Here is a 20,329-nt window from a genome sequence, read left to right as displayed (position 1 = left end):
CGGCGGCCCGCAGGCCGCCGATTGCATTTCAGAATTCTTCCTAACCCGCCGGGCCCGCGTCCTCCAGGATCGGGCCGAACAGCTCCCAGCGCTCGCCGTTGAACTTCATCATCTGAAGCTGCTTGTTGACGCGGTAGTCGGTAGGCGACGTGTTGGCCTTGATGCCGGGCAGCGCAGTGTCGCTGGCGACGTCCTTCAGTGACGCCGCCTGCTTCATGACGTTCTCGCGCGTCAGGTTGTCGCCGCACTGCTGCAGCACGTGCACCAGCAGCTGCGCGGTGCTGTAGCCGTAGGTGTTGAAGTTCGAATCCTTGTCGCCATCCGGATAGTACTTCGCCATGAAGTCGAAATACTTCTTCATGCCGGGGTCATCCTTCCAGGTCGGATCGAGCGGTTCCTTACCGTAGTTGACGCTGATCAGACCCTTGGCGGCGTCAAGGCCTGCGGGTTTCAGCACCGCGCCGACCGAGGTGGCGTTGATGTCGACGATCTGGACCGGATGCCAGCCCATTTCGGCGATCTTCTTGATGGCCTGCGCGGCCTGCTTCGGCGTCGTCGCACTGAAGAACAGGTCGGCGCCGGCATCCTTGATCTTGAGGACCTGCGAATCGACGGTGGGATCGGACACCTCGTAGGAGGCTTCCGTCACGATCATCTTGGCGGCCTTGTCACCGAGGCCGGCCTTGATGCCGTTCAGATAGTCCTTGCCGAGGTCGTCGTTCTGATAGAGCACGCCCACCTTGGCGTTCGGATGCTCCTTCAGAATGTACTGGCCGTAGATGCGGCCCTCGACGAAGTAATTGGGATTGAAGCCCATGGTCCACGGAAAGTTCTTGGGATCAGTGAACCTCGAGGCCCCGGTCGCCGCGAACAGCTGCGGCACCTTCTTGGCGTTGAGATATTTCTGCACGGCCGCGTTCACGGGCGTGCCGATGATCTGGAAGGTCAGCAACACCTCGTCGCTCTCGACCAGCTTGCGGATCTGCTCCACGGCTTTCGGTGGCGAATAGGCGTCGTCATACTGGATCAAATTGATCTTGCGGCCGTTCACGCCGCCCTGGTCGTTGATCATCTTGAAATAGGCGGCCTGCGTCTTGCCGATCGACGAATAGGCCGACGCCGGCCCCGAGAACGGCATGGTCTGTCCGACCTTGATCTCGGTGTCGCTGGCGCCCGGATCATATTTCTTCTGGGCATTGGCCGCTGAAATCGACAGCGCCAGAGCAAGCGCCGTGGCCAGATGCAGCTTTCCATTCCTCATTCGCAATTCCCTCAGTTTGTTTTTGCCGATGATCTGCCGGCCGCAGGACGCGTCCGATGCCATCGCTGAGGGCAAGTGTGGAGGAACGATTGTTGCGACGCAAGGTGGGCGTTCGTAGGGTGGGATAGCCTTGCGGACTGCGCGAAGCGCAGTCCGCTGGGCGTAACCCACCTTACGAGATCGGGACTAGCCCGACGGTCCCGTGTCCTCGATGATCGGTCCGAACAGCTCCCAGCGTTCGCCGTTGAACTTCATCATCTGCATCTGCTTGTTGACGCGGAAGTCGTTCGGTCCGGTGTTGATCTTGATGCCGGGCAGCGCGAAGCTCGGCGTGAAGTCCTTGATGTTGGCGACCTGCTTCATGATGTTCTCACGCGTCAGATCGTCGCCGCATTGCTTCAGGACCTGCACCAGCAGCTCCGCCACCGAATAGGCGTAGGTGTTGACGGTGTTGAGCTTGTCGCCTTCCGGGAAATACTTGTCCATGAAGGCGAAGAAGGCCTTCACGCCGGGATCGTCCTTCCACTGGGGATCGCTGGGCTCCTTGCCGTACTGGGTCGAGATGATGCCCTTGGAGATGTCGAGGCCGGCCGGCTTCAGCGTCGCCGAGATCGGGCTCGCATTGATGTCGAGGATGTGCACCGGCGTCCAGCCGAGGTCGGCGAGCTTCTTGATCGCCTGTGCCGCGAATTTCGGCGTCGAGGCATCGAAGAACACGTCGACGCCCATCGACTTCAGCTTGACCACCTGGGAATCGACCGTCGGGTCGGTGACCTCGTAGGAGACCTCGCCGACGATCATGCTGGCGGCCTTGTCGCCGAGGCCGCTCTTGAGGCCCGCAAGATAGTCGCGGCCCATGTCGTCGTTCTGGTAGAGCACGCCGATCTTGGCGTTCGGATGCTCCTTGAGAATGTATTTGGCGTAGATGCGTCCCTCGGACACGTAGTTGGGATTGTAGGCGATGGTCCAGGGATAGTTCTGGGGATCGTTGAAGCGGGCCGCGCCGGTCGAGGCCAGCAACTGCGGCACCTTCTTGCCGTTGAGATATTTTTGCACGGCGGCGTTGGCGGCGGTGCCGATGAGCTGGAAGGTGAACAGCACCTCGTCGCCCTCGACGAGCTTGCGCACCTGCTCCACCGTCTTCGGCGGCGAATAGGCGTCGTCATACTGGATCAGATTGATCTTGCGGCCGTTGATGCCGCCCTGATCGTTGATCATCTTGAAGTAGGCGGCCTGGGTCTTGCCGATATTGGCGTAGACCGAGTAGGCGCCGGAGAACGGCACGGTCTGGCCGATCTTGATCTCGGTGTCGGTCGCCCCCGTGTCGTATTTCTTCTGGGCGAAGGCTTGGCTTACGAAGGCCTGGTTCGCGGAGAACGCGAAGGCGAGCGCTGTCGTGGCAGCTAAGAAAGCTCTGCGATTGGTCATATTGGTTGTTCCTCCTGACGGAATTTTCGGCCGATGGTCTTTTCTCGTTGATTGCAACGGTCGCCATCGCTGCCGAAGATTGTGGAGGAAGCTTCGCCGCCGCGCAAGGATCGCAGCGCTGCGCCGTAGCGTCTCAGGCCAGGGAGTCCCGGGTCAGGCGCCTCAGGTCAGGAACAACGCAACCAGCGCGACCGCCGCCGGAAGGGCCTGCACCATCAGGATGCGGCTGCTGACGGTCGCAGCGCCATAGGCGCCGGCCACGATCACGCAAAGCAGGAAGAACGCCTTGATCTGGAATGCGAAGGCCGGGTTGCCGTGGACGAGACCCCAGATCAGGCCGGCGGCGAGGAAGCCGTTATAGAGGCCCTGATTGGCGGCCAGCACCTTCGTGATCTCGGCCTTCTCCGGCGTGTTGCGAAACACCTTCAAGCCCTGCGGCTTGTCCCAGAGGAACATCTCCAGGATCAGGAAGAAGACGTGCAGTGCGGCGACCAGCGCCACCAGGATATTGACGATCAGGATCAAGTTGAGCTCCCCCAGCGTCAGCTTTCGGGTGGACGATAGCACGGCCGGCATGTCAAACGCGATGCATGTTTCTGATGCAATGGTGCCACCATGCCCGGGCGATCAACCAAACCGTCTGCAAGCTTCGGCCTCGATCGCCTGACGACGCCGATCGGGATTGCTTTGCTCGTCACCGATGCCGAGGGTGCGCTACGCGCACTGGACTGGGAAGACTATGAGCATCGCATGCGCGAGCTCTTACGCTTGCACTACGGTGCAGTCGATCTCAGTGATCGGCCTGCGCCTGCATCCATGCGGACGGCGCTGTCCGGTTACTTCGAAGGCGATCTCAGTCAGCTCTCGGCCATCGCATGGCGTATCGCCGGCACGCCGTTCCAGCAGAAGGTCTGGAACGCGCTGGCTCACATCCCCGCCGGCACCACGATGAGCTACGGCGCGCTGGCCGCTAGGATCGATTTGCCAAAAGCCATTAGAGCCGTCGGCCACGCCAACGGCTCCAATCCGATCAGCGTGGTGCTGCCCTGCCATCGGCTGATCGGCGCCGATGGCTCGCTGGTGAAATACGGCGGCGGGCTCGCGCGCAAACGCTGGCTGCTGCGGCATGAAGGGGTGGAGGTTTAGTCACCTGTCATTCCGGGGCGCGCGAAGCGCGAGCCCGGAATCCATTTCTCCGCGTCACCGGTGGCTCGATGGATTCCGGGCTCGCCGCTGCGCGGCGCCCCGGAATGAAAGAGAGCGGAGGTGCGCGAACGCTCTTCACGCCGCCGGCTGGACCGCCTTGTCGCCGGCCATCACATGGGTCAGCGCGCTCTTGATCGCGGCCTGCCGGGTCGGCGCGCTGATCTGCGCGCCCAGGAGGTCGGTGACGTAGAACACGTCGCGGGCGCGCTCGCCGAAGGTCGCGACATGGGCTGAGGCGATGTTGAGGTTGAGCTTCGAGATCGCGGTGGTCAGCTCGTAGAGCAGGCCGGGCCGGTCGAGGCCGGACACCTCGATCACGGTGTAGCGGTCGGACCATTGGTTGTTGATGGTCACCTCAGGCTCGATCACGAAGGGCCGCGCCTTGCTGCGTACGGTGCGCCGCGCCACCACTTCGGGCAGGCGCAGCTTGCCTTCCAGCACGTCCTCGATCATCTCGCCGATGCGGGTGGCGCGCCGTCCCTCGTCCTCGTCGCGGTCGTATTCCCGAGAGATCGAGATGGTATCGAGCGCGCGGCCGTCGGTCGTGGTGTAGATCTGGGCGTCGACGATGTTGGCGCCGGCCGAAGCGCAGGCGCCGGCGATGATCGACAGCAGCCAGGGATGGTCTGCCGCGAAGATCGTCAGCTCGGTGACGCCGCGCACCTCGTCGAAACCGACATTGATCGCGAGCTTGTGGCCGGCCTGTTCGCTGGAGCGAACGAAGCGGGCGTGCCGAATTTTTCGCGGCAGTTCGACCTTGAGCCAGTAGGCCGGATAGTGCCGGCCGATATAGGCATCGAGTTCCTCCGCCGGCCATTCGGCGAAGGCATTTCGGAATTCGGCGTAGGCGGCGGTGAGGCGCTTGCCTCGGTCGACTTCCGAGAAGCCGCCGGTCAGCACCGGCTCGGTCTCGTAATACAGTGAACGCAAGAGCTGCGCCTTCCAGCCGTTCCACACGCCGGGACCGACGCCGCGGATGTCGGCGGTGGTCAGGATCGTCAGCAGCTTCATCTGCTCGACCGACTGCACCACGGCGGCGAAATTCTCGATGGTCTTGCGGTCGGAGAGGTCGCGCGACTGCGCGACCGTGGACATCGTCAGATGCTCCTCGATCAGCCAGGCGATGAGCTCGGTGTCGGCCGGGCTGAACCCTAGCCGCGGACACAGCCGCCGCGCTACCTTGGCGCCGGCGATCGAGTGGTCCTCCGGCCGGCCCTTGGCGACGTCGTGCAGCAGTGTTGCGATGTAGATCACCGACCGGTGCTCGGGCCGGGATTTGCGCATCAGGTCGCTGGCGAGGGTGAACTCCTCGATGCCACCGCGCTCGATGTCCTGGAGGAAGCCGATGCAGCGGATCAGGTGCTCGTCGACGGTGTAGTGATGATACATGTTGAACTGCATCATCGAGACGATCTTGCCGAAGGCACGGATGAACTGGCCGAGCACGCCGGTCTCGTTCATCCGCCGCAGCACGATCTCGGCGTTGTCGGAGGTCAGGATCTCCATGAACAGCCGGTTGGCCTCGGGATTCTCGCGCATCTGCGCGTTGATCAGGCCGAGCGACCGCGTCACGTCGCGCATCGCATCCGGATGGAAGGCGAGGTTGTTCTTCTGCGCGAGACGGAAGATCCGGATCAGATTGACCGGATCGTGCTTGAACACGTCGGGCGCGGCGACGTTGATACGGTTGTTGTCGACGATGAAGTCGTCGCTGTCGGGGACGCGCCGCTTCGCCGCGGTCGGCCGCAGCCGCGCCATCATCCGGCTCAAGACCGGCGCGGGCTTGGCCTGCTGGTCCTCGAGCTTGGCGCAGAGGATGGCGGTGAGGTTGCCGACTTCCTTGGCGACCAGGAAGTAGTGCTTCATGAAGCGCTCGACATCCTGCATGCCGGGATGCGAGGTGTAGCCGAGCCGCACCGCGATCTCGCGCTGGAGGTCGAAGGAGAGACGCTCCTCGGCGCGGCCGGAGTAGAAGTGCAGATTGCAACGCACCGACCAGAGGAAATCGGCGCAGCGGCGGAAGCTGCGGTATTCCTGCGCATCGAACACGCCGCGCTCGACCAGCTCGCCGGTGTCGCGGACGCGGTAGACGTATTTGGCGATCCAGAACAGCGTGTGCAGGTCGCGAAGTGCGCCCTTGCCGTCCTTGACGTTGGGCTCGACCAGGTAGCGCGACTGACCGCCGCGGCGATGGCGCTCCTCGCGCTCGGCGAGCTTGGCGGTGACGAATTCGGACGCGGTGCCCTGCACGACTTCCTTGTCGAAGCGCTCGACCAGCTCCTCATAGAGCGGCTTGTCGCCGGTGAGGAAGCGCGTTTCCAGGATCGCGGTGCGGATGGTCATGTCGCCGCGCGCCTGCCGGATCGACTCGTCCACCGATCGCGTGGCGTGGCCGACCTTCAGCCCCATGTCCCAGAGGCAATAGAGAATGGCTTCGGCGACCTGCTCGCCCCAGGCGGTCTGCTTGTAGGGCAGGATGAACAACAGATCGATGTCGGATTCGGGCGCCATCAGGCCGCGGCCGTAGCCGCCGGTCGCGACCACCGCCATGCGCTCGGCGCCGCTCGGGATCGGCGAGCGGTAGAGATGGCGGGTCGCGGCCGAATACAGGATGCGGATGATCTCGTCCTGCACGTGACACAGCCGCTCGGCGCAGCGCCTCCCGTGGCGGTCCTTCAGGAGGATTTCCTGTGCCGCGGCGCGTGCCGCGATCAGCTCGGCCTTGAGCAATTGCGCCATGGCCGTGCGGAACGCGTCCTCGCGCCCCTGGTGCTTTTCGGCAAGCGCATCGACCGCGGCGGTGATCCGCGCAGTGTCGAAACGATCGTCCACCTCGGCCTTGTGCTCAGTCGCGACGCTGTCCATGTCTCACCGGATATAAGAGGTGACAGGCGCTGTCACCCGCCATTCTCTGGCAATAGTCGTTCCATGCTGGAAAGCTGCGGCTTTGGGCAAATCTGTTCTCGGCCGGCGCGCTTTCAAGGGGCGGATTTTCTCGTTGACCTCTAGATATAACTCATTGAAAAACAATGAAGTTTTGGAGGAGGCTGGGTATGACCGGAATTACACGACGCATTCTGCTGGCGGGAGCTGTTGCGCTCGCAATGACCCCCGCGGCCAAGGCGGCCGATCCGCTCAAGGAAATCCGCATCGACTGGGCGACTTACAATCCGGTGTCGATGGTTCTGAAGCAGAAGGGGCTCCTGGAGAAGGAGTTCGCCAAGGACGGCATCACCGTCACCTGGGTGCAGTCGGCCGGCTCCAACAAGGCGCTCGAATTCCTCAATGCCGGCTCGATCGATTTCGGCTCGACCGCGGGTTCGGCGGCGCTGGTCGCCCGCATCAACGGCAACCCGATCAAGTCGATCTATGTCTATTCGCGCCCTGAGTGGACGGCGCTGGTGACATCAAAGGATTCCAAGATTGCCGGCGTCGCAGACCTCAAGGGCAAGCGCGTCGCGGTGACGCGCGGCACCGATCCGCACATCTTCCTGGTGCGCGCGCTGTTAGGGGCGGGCCTCACCGAAAAGGACATCACCCCGGTGCTGCTCCAGCATGCCGACGGCAAGACCGCACTGATCCGCGGCGACGTCGATGCCTGGGCCGGCCTCGATCCGATGATGGCGCAGGCCGAGGTCGAGGAGGGCGCAAAGCTGTTCTACCGCAAGGCCGACGCCAACACTTGGGGCATCCTCAATGTGCGCGAGCAGTTTTTGAAGGACCATCCCGACGCTGCCCGCCGCGTCCTCGCGGTGTATGAGGAGGCGCGCAAATATTCGCTGGCCAATTACGACGAGCTGAAGAAGACCTTCATCGCGGTCACAAAACTCCCCGAGGCCGTCGTCGACAAGCAGCTCAAGGAGCGCACCGAGCTCACCCACAGCCGCATCGGCGCAGCCCAGCGCGAGTCGATCCTCGCCGCCGGCCTCGCTTTGCAGCAGGCGGGCGTCGTCGATGCAAAGGTCGACGTGAAGGCGACGCTCGACGCCCTGATCGACGACCAGGTCCCGCTGCCGACGAACTGATCGGCAGGGAAGAGGCAAGCGCGCACCACACCCCGCCGTCGTCCCGGGGCGCGAAGCGAGCCCGGGACCCATAACCACGGGGAGTGGCTGCCGCGCGCAGGCGGCCACTCCGAGTCCCCGTAACCATGCCTTCCTGTGGTTATGGACCCCGGATCTGCGCTTCGCTTGTCCGGGGCGACAATCGAGATTGCCGCGCGCCCTTGCAATCCCACACAAGACGCGCTTCCTACCGGCCATGATCTCCGACGCGCCAGCCTTGCAACAGACTTCGGAACCGGCCGAGAGCGCTGCTGCGCCCTCGCGCGCCGCGCGTTATGCACGGCCGGTGCTGGGGCTGCTGCTGCCGGTCGCGCTTGCGCTCGGCTGGGAGCTCGTGGTGTGGCTCGGCTGGTCGAACGGACGGCTGGTGCCGCCGCCTTCGCGCGTTTTTGCCACCCTCGCCGAGCTCGCCCGCTCCGGCGAGCTGGTCCGCCACATCACCGCAACGCTGTGGCGCGTCGGGCTCGGCTTCGCCTTCGGTGTGATCGCAGGCACGTTGCTGGGGGCCGTCTCCGGCTACTGGTCGCTGGCGCGCCGGCTGCTCGATCCGACCGTGCAGGCGCTGCGCGCGATTCCGTCGCTCGCCTGGGTGCCGCTGTTTATCCTCTGGCTCGGTATCTTCGAGACCTCGAAGGTCGCGCTGATCGCGGTCGGGGTGTTCTTTCCAGTCTATCTCGGCGTGATGGGCGCGATCCTCTCGGTGGATCGCAAGATCGTGGAGGTCGGCCGGACCTTTCGCCTCTCGGGCTTCGCCATGATCCGCCGCATCCTGCTGCCGGCGGTGCTGCCGGCCTATGTGGTTTCCCTGCGCGTCGGTCTCGGCCTCGGCTGGATGTTCGTGGTCGCGGCCGAGCTGATCGGTGCCTCCGAAGGGCTCGGCTATCTCCTGCTCGACGGCCAGCAGCTCGGCAAGCCCGCGCAGATCCTCGCCGCCATCGTGATCTTCGCCATCCTGGGAAAGCTCACCGATTGGCTGATCGAGGTTGCGGCCGCACCTTTCCTGCGCTGGCAGGATGCCTTCGGGCGCGCGAAGGGAGCTTGAGGCAATGCTGGCGCTCGACCGGGTCAGCAAGACCTATCCCAACGGCGTACAGGCGCTTTCGCGCTTCTCCGCCGAAATCAGGCTGGGCGAGATCATCGCCATCATCGGCGGCTCCGGATGTGGCAAGTCCACGCTGCTGCGCGCCATCGCCGGCCTCGATCGCGCCAGCGCTGGCACGGTGACGCTCGACAATGAGGCGATCGTCTCGCCGCATGCCAAGATCGGCATCATCTTCCAGGAGCCGCGGCTGCTGCCCTGGCTCAGCGTCGCCGACAATATCGGCTTCGGCCTTGCCGATTTGTCCGCGGCGCAGCGGCGCGAGAAGGTCGCGCGTGCGCTCGAACGCGTCGGGCTGGCGGAAAAGGCGCAGGCTTGGCCGCGCGAGCTCTCCGGCGGACAGGCGCAGCGGGTTGCGATCGCACGCGCGCTGGTGCCGCAGCCGGAGGTGCTGCTGCTGGACGAGCCGTTCTCCGCGCTCGATGCTTTCACCCGCAGGGATCTCCAGGATCATCTGCTCGACCTCTGGGCGGACACGCGGCCGACGCTCATCCTCGTCACACACGACGTCGACGAGGCCGTGGTGCTGGCCGACCGCGTGCTGGTGATGCGGCCGCGGCCGGGCCGGTTGTTCGACCAGATCGAGATCAATCTCGGCCGCCCACGCGACCGCAATTCGTCGCTGTTCGAGAATTTCAAGCGAAGTGTGCTGACGTCACTCGACCGTTCGCTCGACCGCAATGTGCCCGACCGTGACGCAACCCAGGGTCCCGGTCAGGCCATGTGGTGGTGACAATTTCGCTCTGAACCGGTACATCGAGGGGCAATTTTCCGGGAGAGAACGAAAATGGACGCTGCAGAGCTGCGCCAGATGCAGGCTCCGATCAAGGAGCGCTACAAGACCGATCCCAAGACCGCGCTGATCACGCTGAAGGCCAAGGGCTCCACCGACAGCGAAGGCATCGCCTGCAAGGTCGAGACCGGCCGCGCCATCGCGCTTGCCGGCCTGCATCCGGCGACCGGCGGTTCCGGCCTCGAGCTTTGCTCCGGGGACATGTTGCTTGAGGCGCTCGTCGCCTGTGCCGGGGTCACGTTGAAGTCGGTCGCGACTGCGATCGAGGTGCCGCTCAAGACCGGCAACGTCTATGCCGAGGGTGATCTCGATTTCCGCGGCACGCTCGGCGTCGACAAGGAGACCCCGGTCGGCTTCGCCGAGATCCGTCTGCGCTTCGAGGTCGACACATCGGCGCCGCAGGACAAGCTAGACCTCCTGCTCAAGCTGACCGAGCGCTATTGCGTGGTCTACCAGACCATCAAGAACGGCCCGAAGGTTTCGGTGTCGATGCAGCGGATGTGAGGGGCGAAAGCCGCTACTCCACGGATGGTGTCGTTCCCGCGGAGGCGGGAACCCATAACCCCAGGCCGTCGTGATTTCGCACGGTCGTTGCTCCAGCTCTCAAACCAGTACGGCCTGTGGCTATGGATTCCGGGCTTGCGCTTCGCGCGCCCCGGAATGACAGACAGAATGTCCCCCGATCTCCACTTCCTCCTCTTTCTTCTCCTGCGCATGGCGATCGCGGCGGCGTTCGTCGTGACGGCCTCGATCATCACCGAGCGCGCGGGTCCAGTGATCGGTGCGCTGGTCGCGACCCTGCCGATCTCGGCCGGTCCCTCCTACGTCTTCCTCGCGCTCGACCACGATGCCGCCTTCATCGCGCAGGGCTCGCTGGCGAGCCTTCCGATCAATGCTGCGACGATCTTCATGTGCCTCATTTATGTCGTGCTGGCGCAGCGGCATGGTCTTGCGGCGAGTTGTGGAAGTGCGGTTGCCGTCTGGATCGTGCTTGCCTCGATCATCCGCCAGTTCGACTGGTCGCTCGCCGCCGGGCTCGCCGCCAATCTGATCGCCTTCGGCATCTGCATTCCGCTGCTGGCGGGCTATCGCCATGTGAAGATGCCGCTGGTCACGCGTCGCTGGTACGACGTGCCGATGCGGGCTGCACTGGTCGCGACCCTGGTCGCCATCGTGGTCTCGACCTCGGGCTGGGTGGGCCCCCGCATCAGCGGCATCATCGCGCTGTATCCCGTGGTGTTCTCCAGCATCATGGTGATCCTGCATCCGCGCATCGGCGGCCCGCCAACCGCGGCCGTGCTCGCCAACTCCGCCTGGGGCCTGCTCGGATTCGGCACCGCAATCGCCGTCCTGCACGTTGCAGTGGTGTCGTTCGGCTCGGCCGTCGGTCTGTGTCTCGCGCTTGGCACCTGCGTCGCCTGGAATCTGACGCTGTGGGGAATCGGCCGACGTGCGATGCGCAACGCGCGGCAAGGGCCGTGAGACTACGGACACGCGCGACGCCGTGTCGCGGAAAGTCGTGTCCGGCATGTCGATCTCGTGCTCGAGGGCAACGCGACATCTTCACAAGCTATTGAATGAGATGCGTCATTTCAAATGGTGCCGCCGGTCGGGACTGATCGCGACGTGGGTAGCGGTCATTCCCGCTCCCGCCGCTTTCCGATACTTCTATTAGAACTTTGTTCGAGCTTTTACCGTAGGAATGATCCTGCATACCCGCTCCGCTGTCATCGGCGCGAACTCGTCCGAGCTGCATCCGAGTGCAGGGACTCGCGGGAATTGTTATTTGAGTACGGCTGTTTCGCCGCGACGGTCACTTCCCCTACGAGCTGTCTACGTAATTTCGAGATGGAGATTCTTTGATGTTCGGTCGCAAGTCCCAGATTGACGCACAAGCACGGCTCGATGCGATCGGCCGCTCCCAGGCCATGATCGAATTCAATCTGGATGGCACGATTCTCACGGCCAACAAGAACTTTCTCGACGCCCTCGGCTATCGGCTTGACGAGATCCAGGGCAAGCATCATTCCATGTTCTTGCCGGCCGACCAGCGCGACAGCGCCGAGTACAAGGCGTTCTGGGCTGCGTTGAACCGTGGCGAGTGTCAGGCCCGCGAGTTCAAGCGGATCGCGAAGGGCGGCCGCGAAGTCTGGATCGAAGCAGCCTACAATCCGGTGCTCGACGGCAATGGTAAGGCGGTGATGGTCGCCAAGATCGCGACCGACATCACCGCGAAGAAGATGCGGAGCATGACGGATGCGTCGAAGATCGCCGCCATCAGCCGTGCCCAGGCCGTCATCGAATTTAAGCTCGACGGCACCATCGTCACCGCCAACGAGAATTTCTGCAAGACACTCGGCTATTCGTTGGCCGAGATCGAGGGCAAGCATCATAGCCTGTTCGTGGCCGAGGCCGACCGCAACGGCACGGCCTATCGCGAGTTCTGGGCCGCACTCAACCGCGGCGACTACCAGGCCGGGGAGTTCAAGCGTATCGGCAAGGGTGGCCGCGAGGTCTGGATTCTCGCTTCCTACAATCCGCTGCTCGACGAGACCGGCAAGCCGTACGGTGTCGTCAAGTTCGCGACCGACATCACCGCGGACAAGCTGAAGAACGCCGATCTTGCCGGTCAGATATCGGCGATCGACAAGGCCCAGGCCGTGATCGAATTCAACATGGACGGCACGATCATCGCCGCCAACGCCAACTTCCTCGGCGCGCTCGGCTACTCGATGGCCGAGATCAAGGGCAAGCACCACAGCATGTTCGTCGAGCCCACGGAGCGCGACGGCGCCGCCTATCGCGAGTTCTGGGCCGCGCTCAACCGCGGTCAGTACCAGGCGGCCGAATACAAGCGCATCGGCAAGGGCGGCAAGGAGGTCTACATCCAGGCCTCCTACAACCCGATCCTCGACCTCAACGGCAAGCCGTTCAAGGTCGTGAAATATGCCACCGACACCACGCGGCAGGTGCTGGTCCGCATGGGCAACGAGCGCGTCCGCGGCATGATGGAATCGGTCGCAGCAGGCTCTGAGGAGCTGAACGCTTCGGTGCGGGAGATCTCGGAGGCCATGACCAAGTCACGCGAGACCGCGATGAGCGCGGTGGATCAGGTCGCCTCCGCCGACGCGCAGGCCCAGCGTCTCACCGAGGCGGCGCAGTCGATGAGCGGCATCGTCGAGATGATCAACAGCATCACCGGCCAGATCAACCTCTTGGCGCTGAACGCCACGATCGAATCCGCCCGGGCCGGCGAAGCCGGCCGCGGCTTTGCGGTGGTCGCCTCCGAAGTGAAGAGCCTCGCCAATCAGGCCAAGCAGGCCACCGACAAGATCGGCCAGGAGATCGGCAGCCTCAACGGCATCTCCGGCGACGTCGTCAGCGCGCTCGGCTCGATCAAGCAGGCGATCAACAATGTCAGCGAATACGTGACATCGACCGCCGCTGCCGTCGAGGAGCAGAGCACGGTGACGAACGAGATGTCGACCAGCATGCAGCGCGCCGCCGCGGAAGCCGCGGCGATCGCGGCGCGGGCGTAGCGCTCAGCGCTCGGAAGCGTAGGGTGGGTTAGCGCAGCGTAACCCACCTCTTTAGTTTCTGCGGTGACGGACGTGGTGGGTTACGCCTTCGGCTAACCCACCCTACTGCACCTTCACTGCTTCGGCAGCTTGGCCTTCAAGGCATACAGCGCATCCAGCGCCTCGCGTGGCGACATCTCGTCCGGATGCAGCGCCTTCACGGCTTCCATCAAGAGGTCCGCCTCGCTCGGCGGAGCGGCTTCGGCGGCCGCGCGCGAGGGCACGGCGAATAGCGGCAGGTCGTCCACCAGCGCGCGCGCGGTCTGGCCGCGGTCCTGCGCCTCCAGCTTGGAGAGCACCGACTTCGCGCGCGTGATCACGGCCGGCGGCAGGCCGGCGAGCTTGGCCACCTGAATGCCGTAGGAGCGGTCGGCCGAGCCCGGCAGCACCTCGTGCAGGAATACGACATTGCCCTGCCACTCCTTCACCCGCACCGTGGCGTTGAACATCCGCGGCAGCTTGGCCGAGAGCGCGGTCAGTTCGTGATAATGCGTGGCGAATAGCGTGCGGCAGCGATTGCTTTCGTGCAGATGCTCGATCGCGGCCCAGGCGATCGAGAGACCGTCGAAGGTCGCGGTGCCGCGGCCGATCTCGTCGAGGATCACGAGCGAGCGCTCGCCGGCCTGGTTCAGAATCGCCGCGGTCTCGACCATCTCCACCATGAAGGTGGAGCGGCCGCGGGCGAGATCGTCGGCGGCGCCGACGCGCGAGAACAGCCGGTCGATGATGCCGATCCGCGCCCGCGTGGCCGGCACGAAGCTGCCGATCTGGGCAAGAAGGGCAATCAGCGCGTTCTGGCGCAGGAAGGTCGATTTACCGGCCATGTTGGGGCCCGTGAGCAGCCAGAGCTGACCGGACTTTTGCGCCGGGCTTGGTGAGAGGTCGCAGGCATTGGCGATGAACGGCTCGCCATTGCGCTTCAGGGCCTGCTCCACCACGGGATGGCGGCCGGCCTCGATCGCAAAGCCGAACGAGTCGTCCACATCCGGTCGCACATAATTGTCGTCGACCGCGAGTTTTGCCAGCGAGGTCGCGACGTCGAGCAAGGCGAAGGCGTGGGCGGCGGCGCGCAGATCGTCGCTGATCGCCATGGCCTTGGCTGACAGCCGCTCGAAGATCTCGAGCTCGAGCCCGAGGGCGCGGTCGCCGGCATTGGCGATCTTGGCTTCGATCTCGCCGAGTTCCGAAGTGGTGAAGCGCACTTGGCCCGCCAGCGTCTGGCGATGGATGAAGGTGGCGTTCAGCGGCGCCGACATCAGTTTGTCGCCGTGCTGCGCGGTGACCTCGACGAAATAGCCGAGCACGTTGTTGTGCCGGATCTTGAGGCCTTTCACGGACGTCGTGTCGGCGTAGCGCGCCTGCATCGAGGCGACGACGAGACGCGAGGCATCGCGCAGGTTTCGGGCTTCGTCGAGCGCGGGCTCATAGCCCTGTCGAACGAAGCCGCCGTCGCGCTTGATCAGCGGCAGCTGCTCGTCGAGCGCGCTGGCGAATTCGGATGCGAGCTCGCGCGACGGTCGCTGCAAGGCCGCCATCACCGCCGCGATCTCCTGCGGCGGCTGATCGAGTTCGCCAAGCCGCGCCAGCACCTGGTCGGCGGCGACGATGCCGTCGCGGATGCCTGCGAGGTCGCGTGGGCCGCCGCGTCCGACCGACAGACGCGCCAGTGCGCGCGACATGTCGGGCGCACCGCGCAGGATGCTGCGGATGTCTTCGCGCGCGGCCGAATCGGCGACGAAGGTGCTCACCGCATCGAGCCGGCGCGCGATCGCGGGAGCGTCCGTCAGCGGCGCGGCCAGGCGTTGGGCAAGCAGGCGCGAGCCCGCCGAGGTCACCGTGCAGTCGATCGCATCGAGCAGCGAGCCGCGGCGTTCGCCGGCGAGCGTTCGCGTCAGTTCCAGATTGGCGCGCGTGGCCGGGTCGATCGCCATCGTTGCGCCCGAGGCTTCGCGCGCGGGCGGCGACAGCGGCGGATGCTTGCCGACCTGGGTGCAGTCGACATAGGTGACGGCTGCTGCTGCTGCGGTAGCCTCCAGCCGTGTGAGCTGTGCCAGCCCGTCCATGGTCGCGACGGCAAAGTAGTCGCAGAGGCGCTTCTCGGCGGTGGCGCCGTCGAAGACGTCGCGGGTCAGCGGTGTCACGGCCGGCAGCTCGCGCAAGGTCTGTCCGAGCTCGTTGTCGTTATAGAGCGCGTCGGTGACGATGGCCTCGTTCGGGTTGATGCGCGCCAGCGTTGCGGCGAGCTCGCCGCCCGAGCATTCCATCACGGTGAACTCGGCGGTCGAGATGTCGATCCAGGCGAGGCCGAAGCGGTCGCCGCCGGCAGAGGAGCGGGCGCGCGCGATCGCGAGCAGATAATTGTTGGCGCGGGCATCGAGCAGCGTGTCTTCGGTCAGCGTGCCCGGCGTGACCAGCCGCACCACGCCGCGGCGGACCACACTCTTGTTGCCACGCGCCTTCGCGGCAGCGGGATCCTCGGTCTGCTCGCAGACCGCGACGCGGTGCCCGGCCGATATCAGGCGGTGCAGATAGTCCTCGGAGCGCTCGACCGGAACGCCGCACATCGGGATGTCGGCGCCCTGATGCTTGCCGCGCTTCGTCAGCACGATGCCGAGCGTCCTGGAGGCGATCTCGGCGTCCTCGAAGAACAGCTCGTAGAAGTCACCCATCCGGTAGAACAGCAGTAGGCCCTGATGCGCCGCCTTGATCTCCAGGTACTGTTCCATCATCGGCGTCACGCGCGCGATGGCTTCCGCTGGCGAGGTGGGCGCTTCGTCGGGGGGCGGCACAGGTATCGGCTGTTGTACTGTCATGGGCGGCGCAACCTACAAAATTTCGCCTGAGCGTCCTATTGGTTTGGCTTGGAAGGGCGGGTTTTCCACGCTGTCCGCATGGCGGGATATGGGCGCCACATTCCGGTCGTCATTCCGGGATGCGCCGTCAGGCGCAGGCCCGGAATCCATAACCCCGGCTCGTGGTTATGGATTCTCAGGTCGCAATTGCGCACCATAGCTCGCGACTTCGTCGCGCCCCGGAATGACGACTGAGTTTCATGGTCATCGGTCGAATGCGCCACCCGCGAAACCGTCAATTGACCTGCTGCGGGCGCCCTCCTAAAACTCCGGCGTCATTGAAGAATTCTGGCCGAACCGCGGCATTCAGGGAGAACAACGATGCGTGACGTCTTTATCTGCGATGCCGTGCGGACCCCGATTGGCCGCTTCGGCGGCTCGCTCGCCAAGGTGCGCGCCGACGATCTGGCCGCTGCCCCGATCAAGGCGCTGATGGCCAAGCACCCCAATCTCGACTGGGCGCAGGTGGACGAAGTCTTCTTCGGCTGCGCCAACCAGGCCGGCGAGGACAACCGCAACGTCGCCCGCATGGCGCTCCTGCTCGCAGGCCTGCCGGATTCGGTTCCCGGCCAGACGCTCAACCGGCTCTGTGCCTCCGGCCTCGATGCGGTCGGTGCGGCCGGCCGCGCCATCCGCTCCGGCGAGATCGAGCTCGCCATTGCCGGCGGCGTCGAATCCATGACGCGTGCGCCGTTCGTGATGGGCAAGGCGCAGGAAGCCTTCTCGCGTTCGGCCGAGATCTTCGACACCACCATCGGCTGGCGCTTCATCAATCCGCTGCTGAAGGCGCAGTACGGCGTCGATGCCATGCCGGAGACCGGCGAGAACGTCGCCGAGGAGTTCCAGGTCTCACGTGCCGACCAGGACGCCTTCGCCATCCGCTCGCAGCAGCGCGCAGGCAAGGCGATCGCGGCCGGCTATTTTGCGGAAGAAATCATTCCGATCACCATTCCCGGCGGCAAGGCGGGTCCTGTAACCGTCGACAAGGACGAGCATCCGCGTCCCGAGACCACGCTGGAAGGTTTGGCAAAACTGAAGCCGATCGTGCGCAATCCCGGCACGGTCACCGCCGGCAACGCCTCCGGCGTCAATGACGGCGCCGCGGCCATGATCCTGGCATCCGAAGCCGCGGTGAAGAAGCACGGCCTGACGCCCCGTGCGCGCATCCTCGGCCTCGCCTCGGCCGGCGTGCCGCCGCGCATCATGGGCATCGGTCCCGTGCCCGCGACCCGCAAGCTGATGGAGCGGCTCGGCAAGAAGATCAGCGATTTCGACCTGATCGAGCTCAACGAGGCCTTCGCCTCGCAGGGCATCGCCTGCATGCGCCAGCTCGGCGTCGCTGACGATGCGGATTTCGTCAATCCGCATGGCGGCGCCATCGCGCTCGGCCATCCCCTCGGCATGAGCGGCGCGCGCCTCGCGCTCACCGCCGTCCACGGCATGGAGAAGCGCGGCGGCAAGCTAGCGCTCGCCACCATGTGCGTCGGCGTCGGCCAGGGCGTCGCGGTCGCGATCGAGAAGCTGAACTGACGGTCCACGCAGTGGACCGTCATCCCGGGGCAGCCCGAAAGGGCTGAACCCGGGATCTCGAGATTCCGGGCCTGATCCTTCGGACCATCCCGGAATGACAGTGTTGGCGTTACGCGGGTCGCTTCAAGGACCGTCCCATGATCATCGAGCGCGAGCAGGACGTCACGGCCGCGGCACTGGCGGTGATGGAGCGGACTTCCGATCCGCGCATGCGCCAGATCATGATCTCCCTGGTCAAGCATTTGCACGGCTTCGTGCGCGACGTTCGCCTGACCGAGAAGGAGTTTCGCGATGCCACCGCTGTCATCGCCGCGCTCGGCAAGCTGACCACCGACACGCACAACGAAGTGGTCCCTGATGGCGGGCTCGCTCGGCGTCTCCCCGCTGGTGTGCCTGCTCAACAATGGCGACCAGGGCAATACCGAAACCGATCAGTCGCTGCTCGGGCCGTTCTGGCGGCTGAACTCGCCGCGGGTCGAGAATGGCGGATCGATCGTCCGCTCCGAGACCCCGGGTGCGCCGCTATTCGTGAACGGCCGCGTCGTGGACAAGGACGGTCGTCCGGTCGCTGGCGCCGAGGTCGATGTCTGGCACGCCTCTCCGGTCGGCCTCTACGAGAACCAGGATCCTGACCAGGCCGACATGAACCTGCGTGGCAAGTTCACGACCGACCAGGACGGGCGCTTCTCCTTCCGTTCGGTGATGATGGTCGGCTATCCCATTCCGACGGGCGGCGTGGTCGGCCGCCTGCTGGAGGCGCAGAGCCGCCATCCCTATCGCCCCGCGCATCTGCACGCCCTGATCTTCAAGCCGGGCTTCAAGGTTCTGATCTCGCAGGTCTACGATCCCAACGATCCCCATATCGACAGCGACGTGCAATTCGGCGTGACGCAGGCGCTGATCGGCAAGTTCCTACGCCATGACGCGCCACATCCGACCGAACGCGAGGTTGCGACGCCCTGGTATTCGCTCGACCATGTCTACCGGCTCGAAGTCGGGGAAGCCGTACTGCCGCGTCCGCCGATCAAATAGGGCTCAAACCCGCTTCCCCCAATTAGTTATATCCTATAATGATTGGCGGAAGCGTTGTCCGGCCGGACCACAATGGCCGGGGAGGAGTTCGTCCATGACATTCATCTATCCCACCGACAGCAACAAGGCGCATCCGCTGCCGCTGTCGCCCGACTACAAGAGCTCGATCAAGCGTGCGCCGAACAAGCCCTTGATCCCGATGCGCCATACGTTGTCGGAGCTGACAGGCCCGGTCTACGGCCACGAGACCGTCCGCGAAGGCGACAACGACCTCACCACCCAGCACAAGGGCGAGCCGATCGGCGAGCGCATCATCGTGCACGGCCATGTGCGCGACGAGGACGGTCGCGGCGTGCCGAACTCGCTGGTCGAGATCTGGCAGGCTAATTCGTGCGGCCGTTACGTCCATGTCCGCGACCAGCATCCGGCGCCGCTCGATCCGAATTTCACGGGGGCCGGCCGCACCGTGAGCGATGCTGCCGGCTACTACCGCTTCGTCAGCATCAAGCCGGGCGCCTATCCCTGGGGCAATCACCACAATGCCTGGCGTCCCGCGCATATCCATCTGTCGGTGTTCGGCCATTCCTTCGTCACGCGCCTCGTGACGCAGATGTATTTTCCGAACGATCCGCTGTTCCCGTTCGATCCGATCTTCAACTCGGTGCCGGACGAGAAGGCGCGGGCGCGGATGGTCTCCTCGTTCGATCTCGAGAACACCCAGCCCGAATGGGCGCTGTGCTACCGCTTTGACGTCGTGCTGCGCGGCAAGAACGCCACCCCCATGGAGAATCACTAAGTGCAGGATTCTGTGACGCCAGACGGGATCACCCCATCGCAGACGGTCGGCCCGTTCTTCAAATACGGCCTGACGCCGAACGGCGAATACGCCTGGAACGACGCGTTCACCAACTCGACACTCACGCCAGACGTCACCGGCGAGCGCATCCGCATCGAGGGGCGTGTGTTCGACGGTGACGGCGTTGCCGTGCCAGATTGCATGCTGGAGATCTGGCAGGCGGACGCGCAGGGTCGCTTTGCCGACCCGCAGGACAAGCGTGCGCTGCCGAATGCGAGCTTCCGCGGCTTTGCCCGTTGCGGCACCGACAAGGACGGCAATTACGCGTTCGAGACCATCAAGCCGGGCACGGTGCCTGATCCCGATGGCAAGCCACAGGCGCCGCACATCCTCCTTGCGGTGTTCGGCCGCGGCATGCTGCGGCATCTCTACACCCGGATCTATTTCAGCGACGAGGCCGGCAACGCCGCCGACCCCGTGCTGGCGCTGGTGCCCACCGAGCGCCGCCCCACGCTGACTGCGGTGCGCGAAGCCGGCAAGCCCGTCTACCGGCTCGACCTGCGGCTCCAGGGCGACAACGAGACAGTGTTCTTCGACGTGTGAGGCAATGCGTGCCGGGGAGGCTTGATGCTCGGCACGCACGTCTCATCTGGCGCATCGAAGCCGAGGTTGCCTCCGGCCGAAACGATT

The 20,329-nt window shown here is 64.7% G+C and carries 15 protein-coding genes and 1 pseudogene; 11 read left to right on the top strand and 5 right to left on the bottom strand.

The annotated features are described in order from the left end of the window. Positions 1 to 40: 40 nt before the first annotated feature. The 3 genes from XI03_RS28695 to XI03_RS28685 all read right to left on the bottom strand — a co-directional run bounded on the left by XI03_RS28695 (position 41) and on the right by XI03_RS28685 (position 3,265). Positions 41 to 1,261, bottom strand: coding sequence for an ABC transporter substrate-binding protein (locus XI03_RS28695; protein WP_028139608.1), 1,221 nt, complete (start codon positions 1,259 to 1,261; stop codon positions 41 to 43). A 186-nt stretch (positions 1,262 to 1,447) separates the two neighbouring features. After that, positions 1,448 to 2,689, bottom strand: a complete 1,242-nt coding sequence (locus XI03_RS28690) for an ABC transporter substrate-binding protein (protein ID WP_038970676.1) — start codon at positions 2,687 to 2,689, stop codon at positions 1,448 to 1,450. 162 nt (positions 2,690 to 2,851) lie between these two features. Beyond that, complete coding sequence (locus XI03_RS28685) at positions 2,852 to 3,265, bottom strand: DUF1304 domain-containing protein (RefSeq protein ID WP_271594013.1); 414 nt, start codon at positions 3,263 to 3,265, stop codon at positions 2,852 to 2,854. Between the two features lie 39 nt (positions 3,266 to 3,304). Between XI03_RS28685 and XI03_RS28680 the strand changes: the two genes are divergently transcribed. Next, positions 3,305 to 3,835, top strand: a complete 531-nt coding sequence (locus XI03_RS28680; protein WP_271594012.1) for a methylated-DNA--[protein]-cysteine S-methyltransferase — start codon at positions 3,305 to 3,307, stop codon at positions 3,833 to 3,835. A 135-nt stretch (positions 3,836 to 3,970) separates the two neighbouring features. Here XI03_RS28680 and XI03_RS28675 read toward each other — a convergent pair whose 3' ends face one another. Further along, positions 3,971 to 6,760: a [protein-PII] uridylyltransferase gene (locus XI03_RS28675; RefSeq protein ID WP_038949487.1), complete on the bottom strand. Its 2,790-nt coding sequence runs from the start codon at positions 6,758 to 6,760 to the stop codon at positions 3,971 to 3,973. 188 nt (positions 6,761 to 6,948) lie between these two features. On the opposite strand from XI03_RS28675, the gene XI03_RS28670 reads away from it, so the two are divergent. The 6 genes from XI03_RS28670 to XI03_RS28645 all read left to right on the top strand — a co-directional run bounded on the left by XI03_RS28670 (position 6,949) and on the right by XI03_RS28645 (position 13,390). Then, positions 6,949 to 7,920, top strand: a complete 972-nt coding sequence (locus XI03_RS28670; protein WP_038949488.1) for an aliphatic sulfonate ABC transporter substrate-binding protein — start codon at positions 6,949 to 6,951, stop codon at positions 7,918 to 7,920. Between the two features lie 235 nt (positions 7,921 to 8,155). Further along, complete coding sequence (locus tag XI03_RS28665; RefSeq protein ID WP_028139614.1) at positions 8,156 to 9,001, top strand: ABC transporter permease; 846 nt, start codon at positions 8,156 to 8,158, stop codon at positions 8,999 to 9,001. A gap of 4 nt (positions 9,002 to 9,005) precedes the next feature. Beyond that, entirely contained in the window at positions 9,006 to 9,791 is a 786-nt protein-coding gene (locus XI03_RS28660) for an ABC transporter ATP-binding protein (RefSeq protein ID WP_271594011.1), read from the top strand. Between the two features lie 54 nt (positions 9,792 to 9,845). After that, the gene (locus tag XI03_RS28655; protein ID WP_028139616.1) at positions 9,846 to 10,355 is read left to right on the top strand and encodes an OsmC family protein; all 510 of its coding nucleotides are present in this window, start codon (positions 9,846 to 9,848) and stop codon (positions 10,353 to 10,355) included. 168 nt (positions 10,356 to 10,523) lie between these two features. After that, complete coding sequence (locus tag XI03_RS28650; RefSeq protein ID WP_271594010.1) at positions 10,524 to 11,333, top strand: hypothetical protein; 810 nt, start codon at positions 10,524 to 10,526, stop codon at positions 11,331 to 11,333. 380 nt (positions 11,334 to 11,713) lie between these two features. Then, positions 11,714 to 13,390 (top strand): methyl-accepting chemotaxis protein, encoded by a 1,677-nt coding sequence (locus XI03_RS28645; RefSeq protein ID WP_271594009.1) that lies wholly within the window; start codon positions 11,714 to 11,716, stop codon positions 13,388 to 13,390. Between the two features lie 113 nt (positions 13,391 to 13,503). Here the strand turns inward: XI03_RS28645 and mutS are convergent, their stop codons facing one another. Continuing rightward, the gene (mutS, locus tag XI03_RS28640) at positions 13,504 to 16,242 is read right to left on the bottom strand and encodes a DNA mismatch repair protein MutS (RefSeq protein WP_271594008.1); all 2,739 of its coding nucleotides are present in this window, start codon (positions 16,240 to 16,242) and stop codon (positions 13,504 to 13,506) included. A 360-nt stretch (positions 16,243 to 16,602) separates the two neighbouring features. Between mutS and pcaF the strand changes: the two genes are divergently transcribed. From pcaF to pcaG, 4 genes and pseudogenes are all read left to right on the top strand, one after another. Then, on the top strand, positions 16,603 to 17,811 hold the full coding sequence (pcaF, locus tag XI03_RS28635) for a 3-oxoadipyl-CoA thiolase (RefSeq protein ID WP_028139620.1): 1,209 nt from the start codon (positions 16,603 to 16,605) through the stop codon (positions 17,809 to 17,811). 137 nt (positions 17,812 to 17,948) lie between these two features. Continuing rightward, a pseudogene (locus XI03_RS28630) lies at positions 17,949 to 18,843 on the top strand (dioxygenase family protein). 94 nt (positions 18,844 to 18,937) lie between these two features. Further along, positions 18,938 to 19,639 (top strand): protocatechuate 3,4-dioxygenase subunit beta, encoded by a 702-nt coding sequence (gene pcaH / locus XI03_RS28625; protein ID WP_271594007.1) that lies wholly within the window; start codon positions 18,938 to 18,940, stop codon positions 19,637 to 19,639. After that, complete coding sequence (gene pcaG, locus XI03_RS28620) at positions 19,640 to 20,242, top strand: protocatechuate 3,4-dioxygenase subunit alpha (protein WP_095424931.1); 603 nt, start codon at positions 19,640 to 19,642, stop codon at positions 20,240 to 20,242. Positions 20,243 to 20,329 lie beyond the last annotated feature (87 nt).

The organism is Bradyrhizobium sp. CCBAU 65884 (assembly GCF_028128835.1).
Classification (GTDB): Bacteria; Pseudomonadota; Alphaproteobacteria; order Rhizobiales; family Xanthobacteraceae; genus Bradyrhizobium; species Bradyrhizobium ottawaense.
This window is presented reverse-complemented; position numbering and strand designations above follow the sequence as displayed.

Excerpts from the sequence above, each read along its gene's own strand:
- XI03_RS28690 (WP_038970676.1), bottom strand. The coding sequence starts at position 2,689 with ATGACCAATCGCAGAGCTTTCTTAGCTGCCACGACAGCGCTCGCCTTC.
- XI03_RS28680 (WP_271594012.1), top strand. The coding sequence starts at position 3,305 with ATGCCCGGGCGATCAACCAAACCGTCTGCAAGCTTCGGCCTCGATCGC.
- XI03_RS28650 (WP_271594010.1), top strand. The coding sequence starts at position 10,524 with ATGTCCCCCGATCTCCACTTCCTCCTCTTTCTTCTCCTGCGCATGGCG.
- XI03_RS28665 (WP_028139614.1), top strand. The coding sequence starts at position 8,156 with ATGATCTCCGACGCGCCAGCCTTGCAACAGACTTCGGAACCGGCCGAG.
- XI03_RS28660 (WP_271594011.1), top strand. The coding sequence starts at position 9,006 with ATGCTGGCGCTCGACCGGGTCAGCAAGACCTATCCCAACGGCGTACAG.
- XI03_RS28695 (WP_028139608.1), bottom strand. The coding sequence starts at position 1,261 with ATGAGGAATGGAAAGCTGCATCTGGCCACGGCGCTTGCTCTGGCGCTG.
- XI03_RS28655 (WP_028139616.1), top strand. The coding sequence starts at position 9,846 with ATGGACGCTGCAGAGCTGCGCCAGATGCAGGCTCCGATCAAGGAGCGC.
- pcaF (WP_028139620.1), top strand. The coding sequence starts at position 16,603 with ATGCGTGACGTCTTTATCTGCGATGCCGTGCGGACCCCGATTGGCCGC.
- XI03_RS28675 (WP_038949487.1), bottom strand. The coding sequence starts at position 6,760 with ATGGACAGCGTCGCGACTGAGCACAAGGCCGAGGTGGACGATCGTTTC.
- mutS (WP_271594008.1), bottom strand. The coding sequence starts at position 16,242 with ATGACAGTACAACAGCCGATACCTGTGCCGCCCCCCGACGAAGCGCCC.
- XI03_RS28670 (WP_038949488.1), top strand. The coding sequence starts at position 6,949 with ATGACCGGAATTACACGACGCATTCTGCTGGCGGGAGCTGTTGCGCTC.
- XI03_RS28685 (WP_271594013.1), bottom strand. The coding sequence starts at position 3,265 with ATGCCGGCCGTGCTATCGTCCACCCGAAAGCTGACGCTGGGGGAGCTC.
- XI03_RS28645 (WP_271594009.1), top strand. The coding sequence starts at position 11,714 with ATGTTCGGTCGCAAGTCCCAGATTGACGCACAAGCACGGCTCGATGCG.
- pcaH (WP_271594007.1), top strand. The coding sequence starts at position 18,938 with ATGACATTCATCTATCCCACCGACAGCAACAAGGCGCATCCGCTGCCG.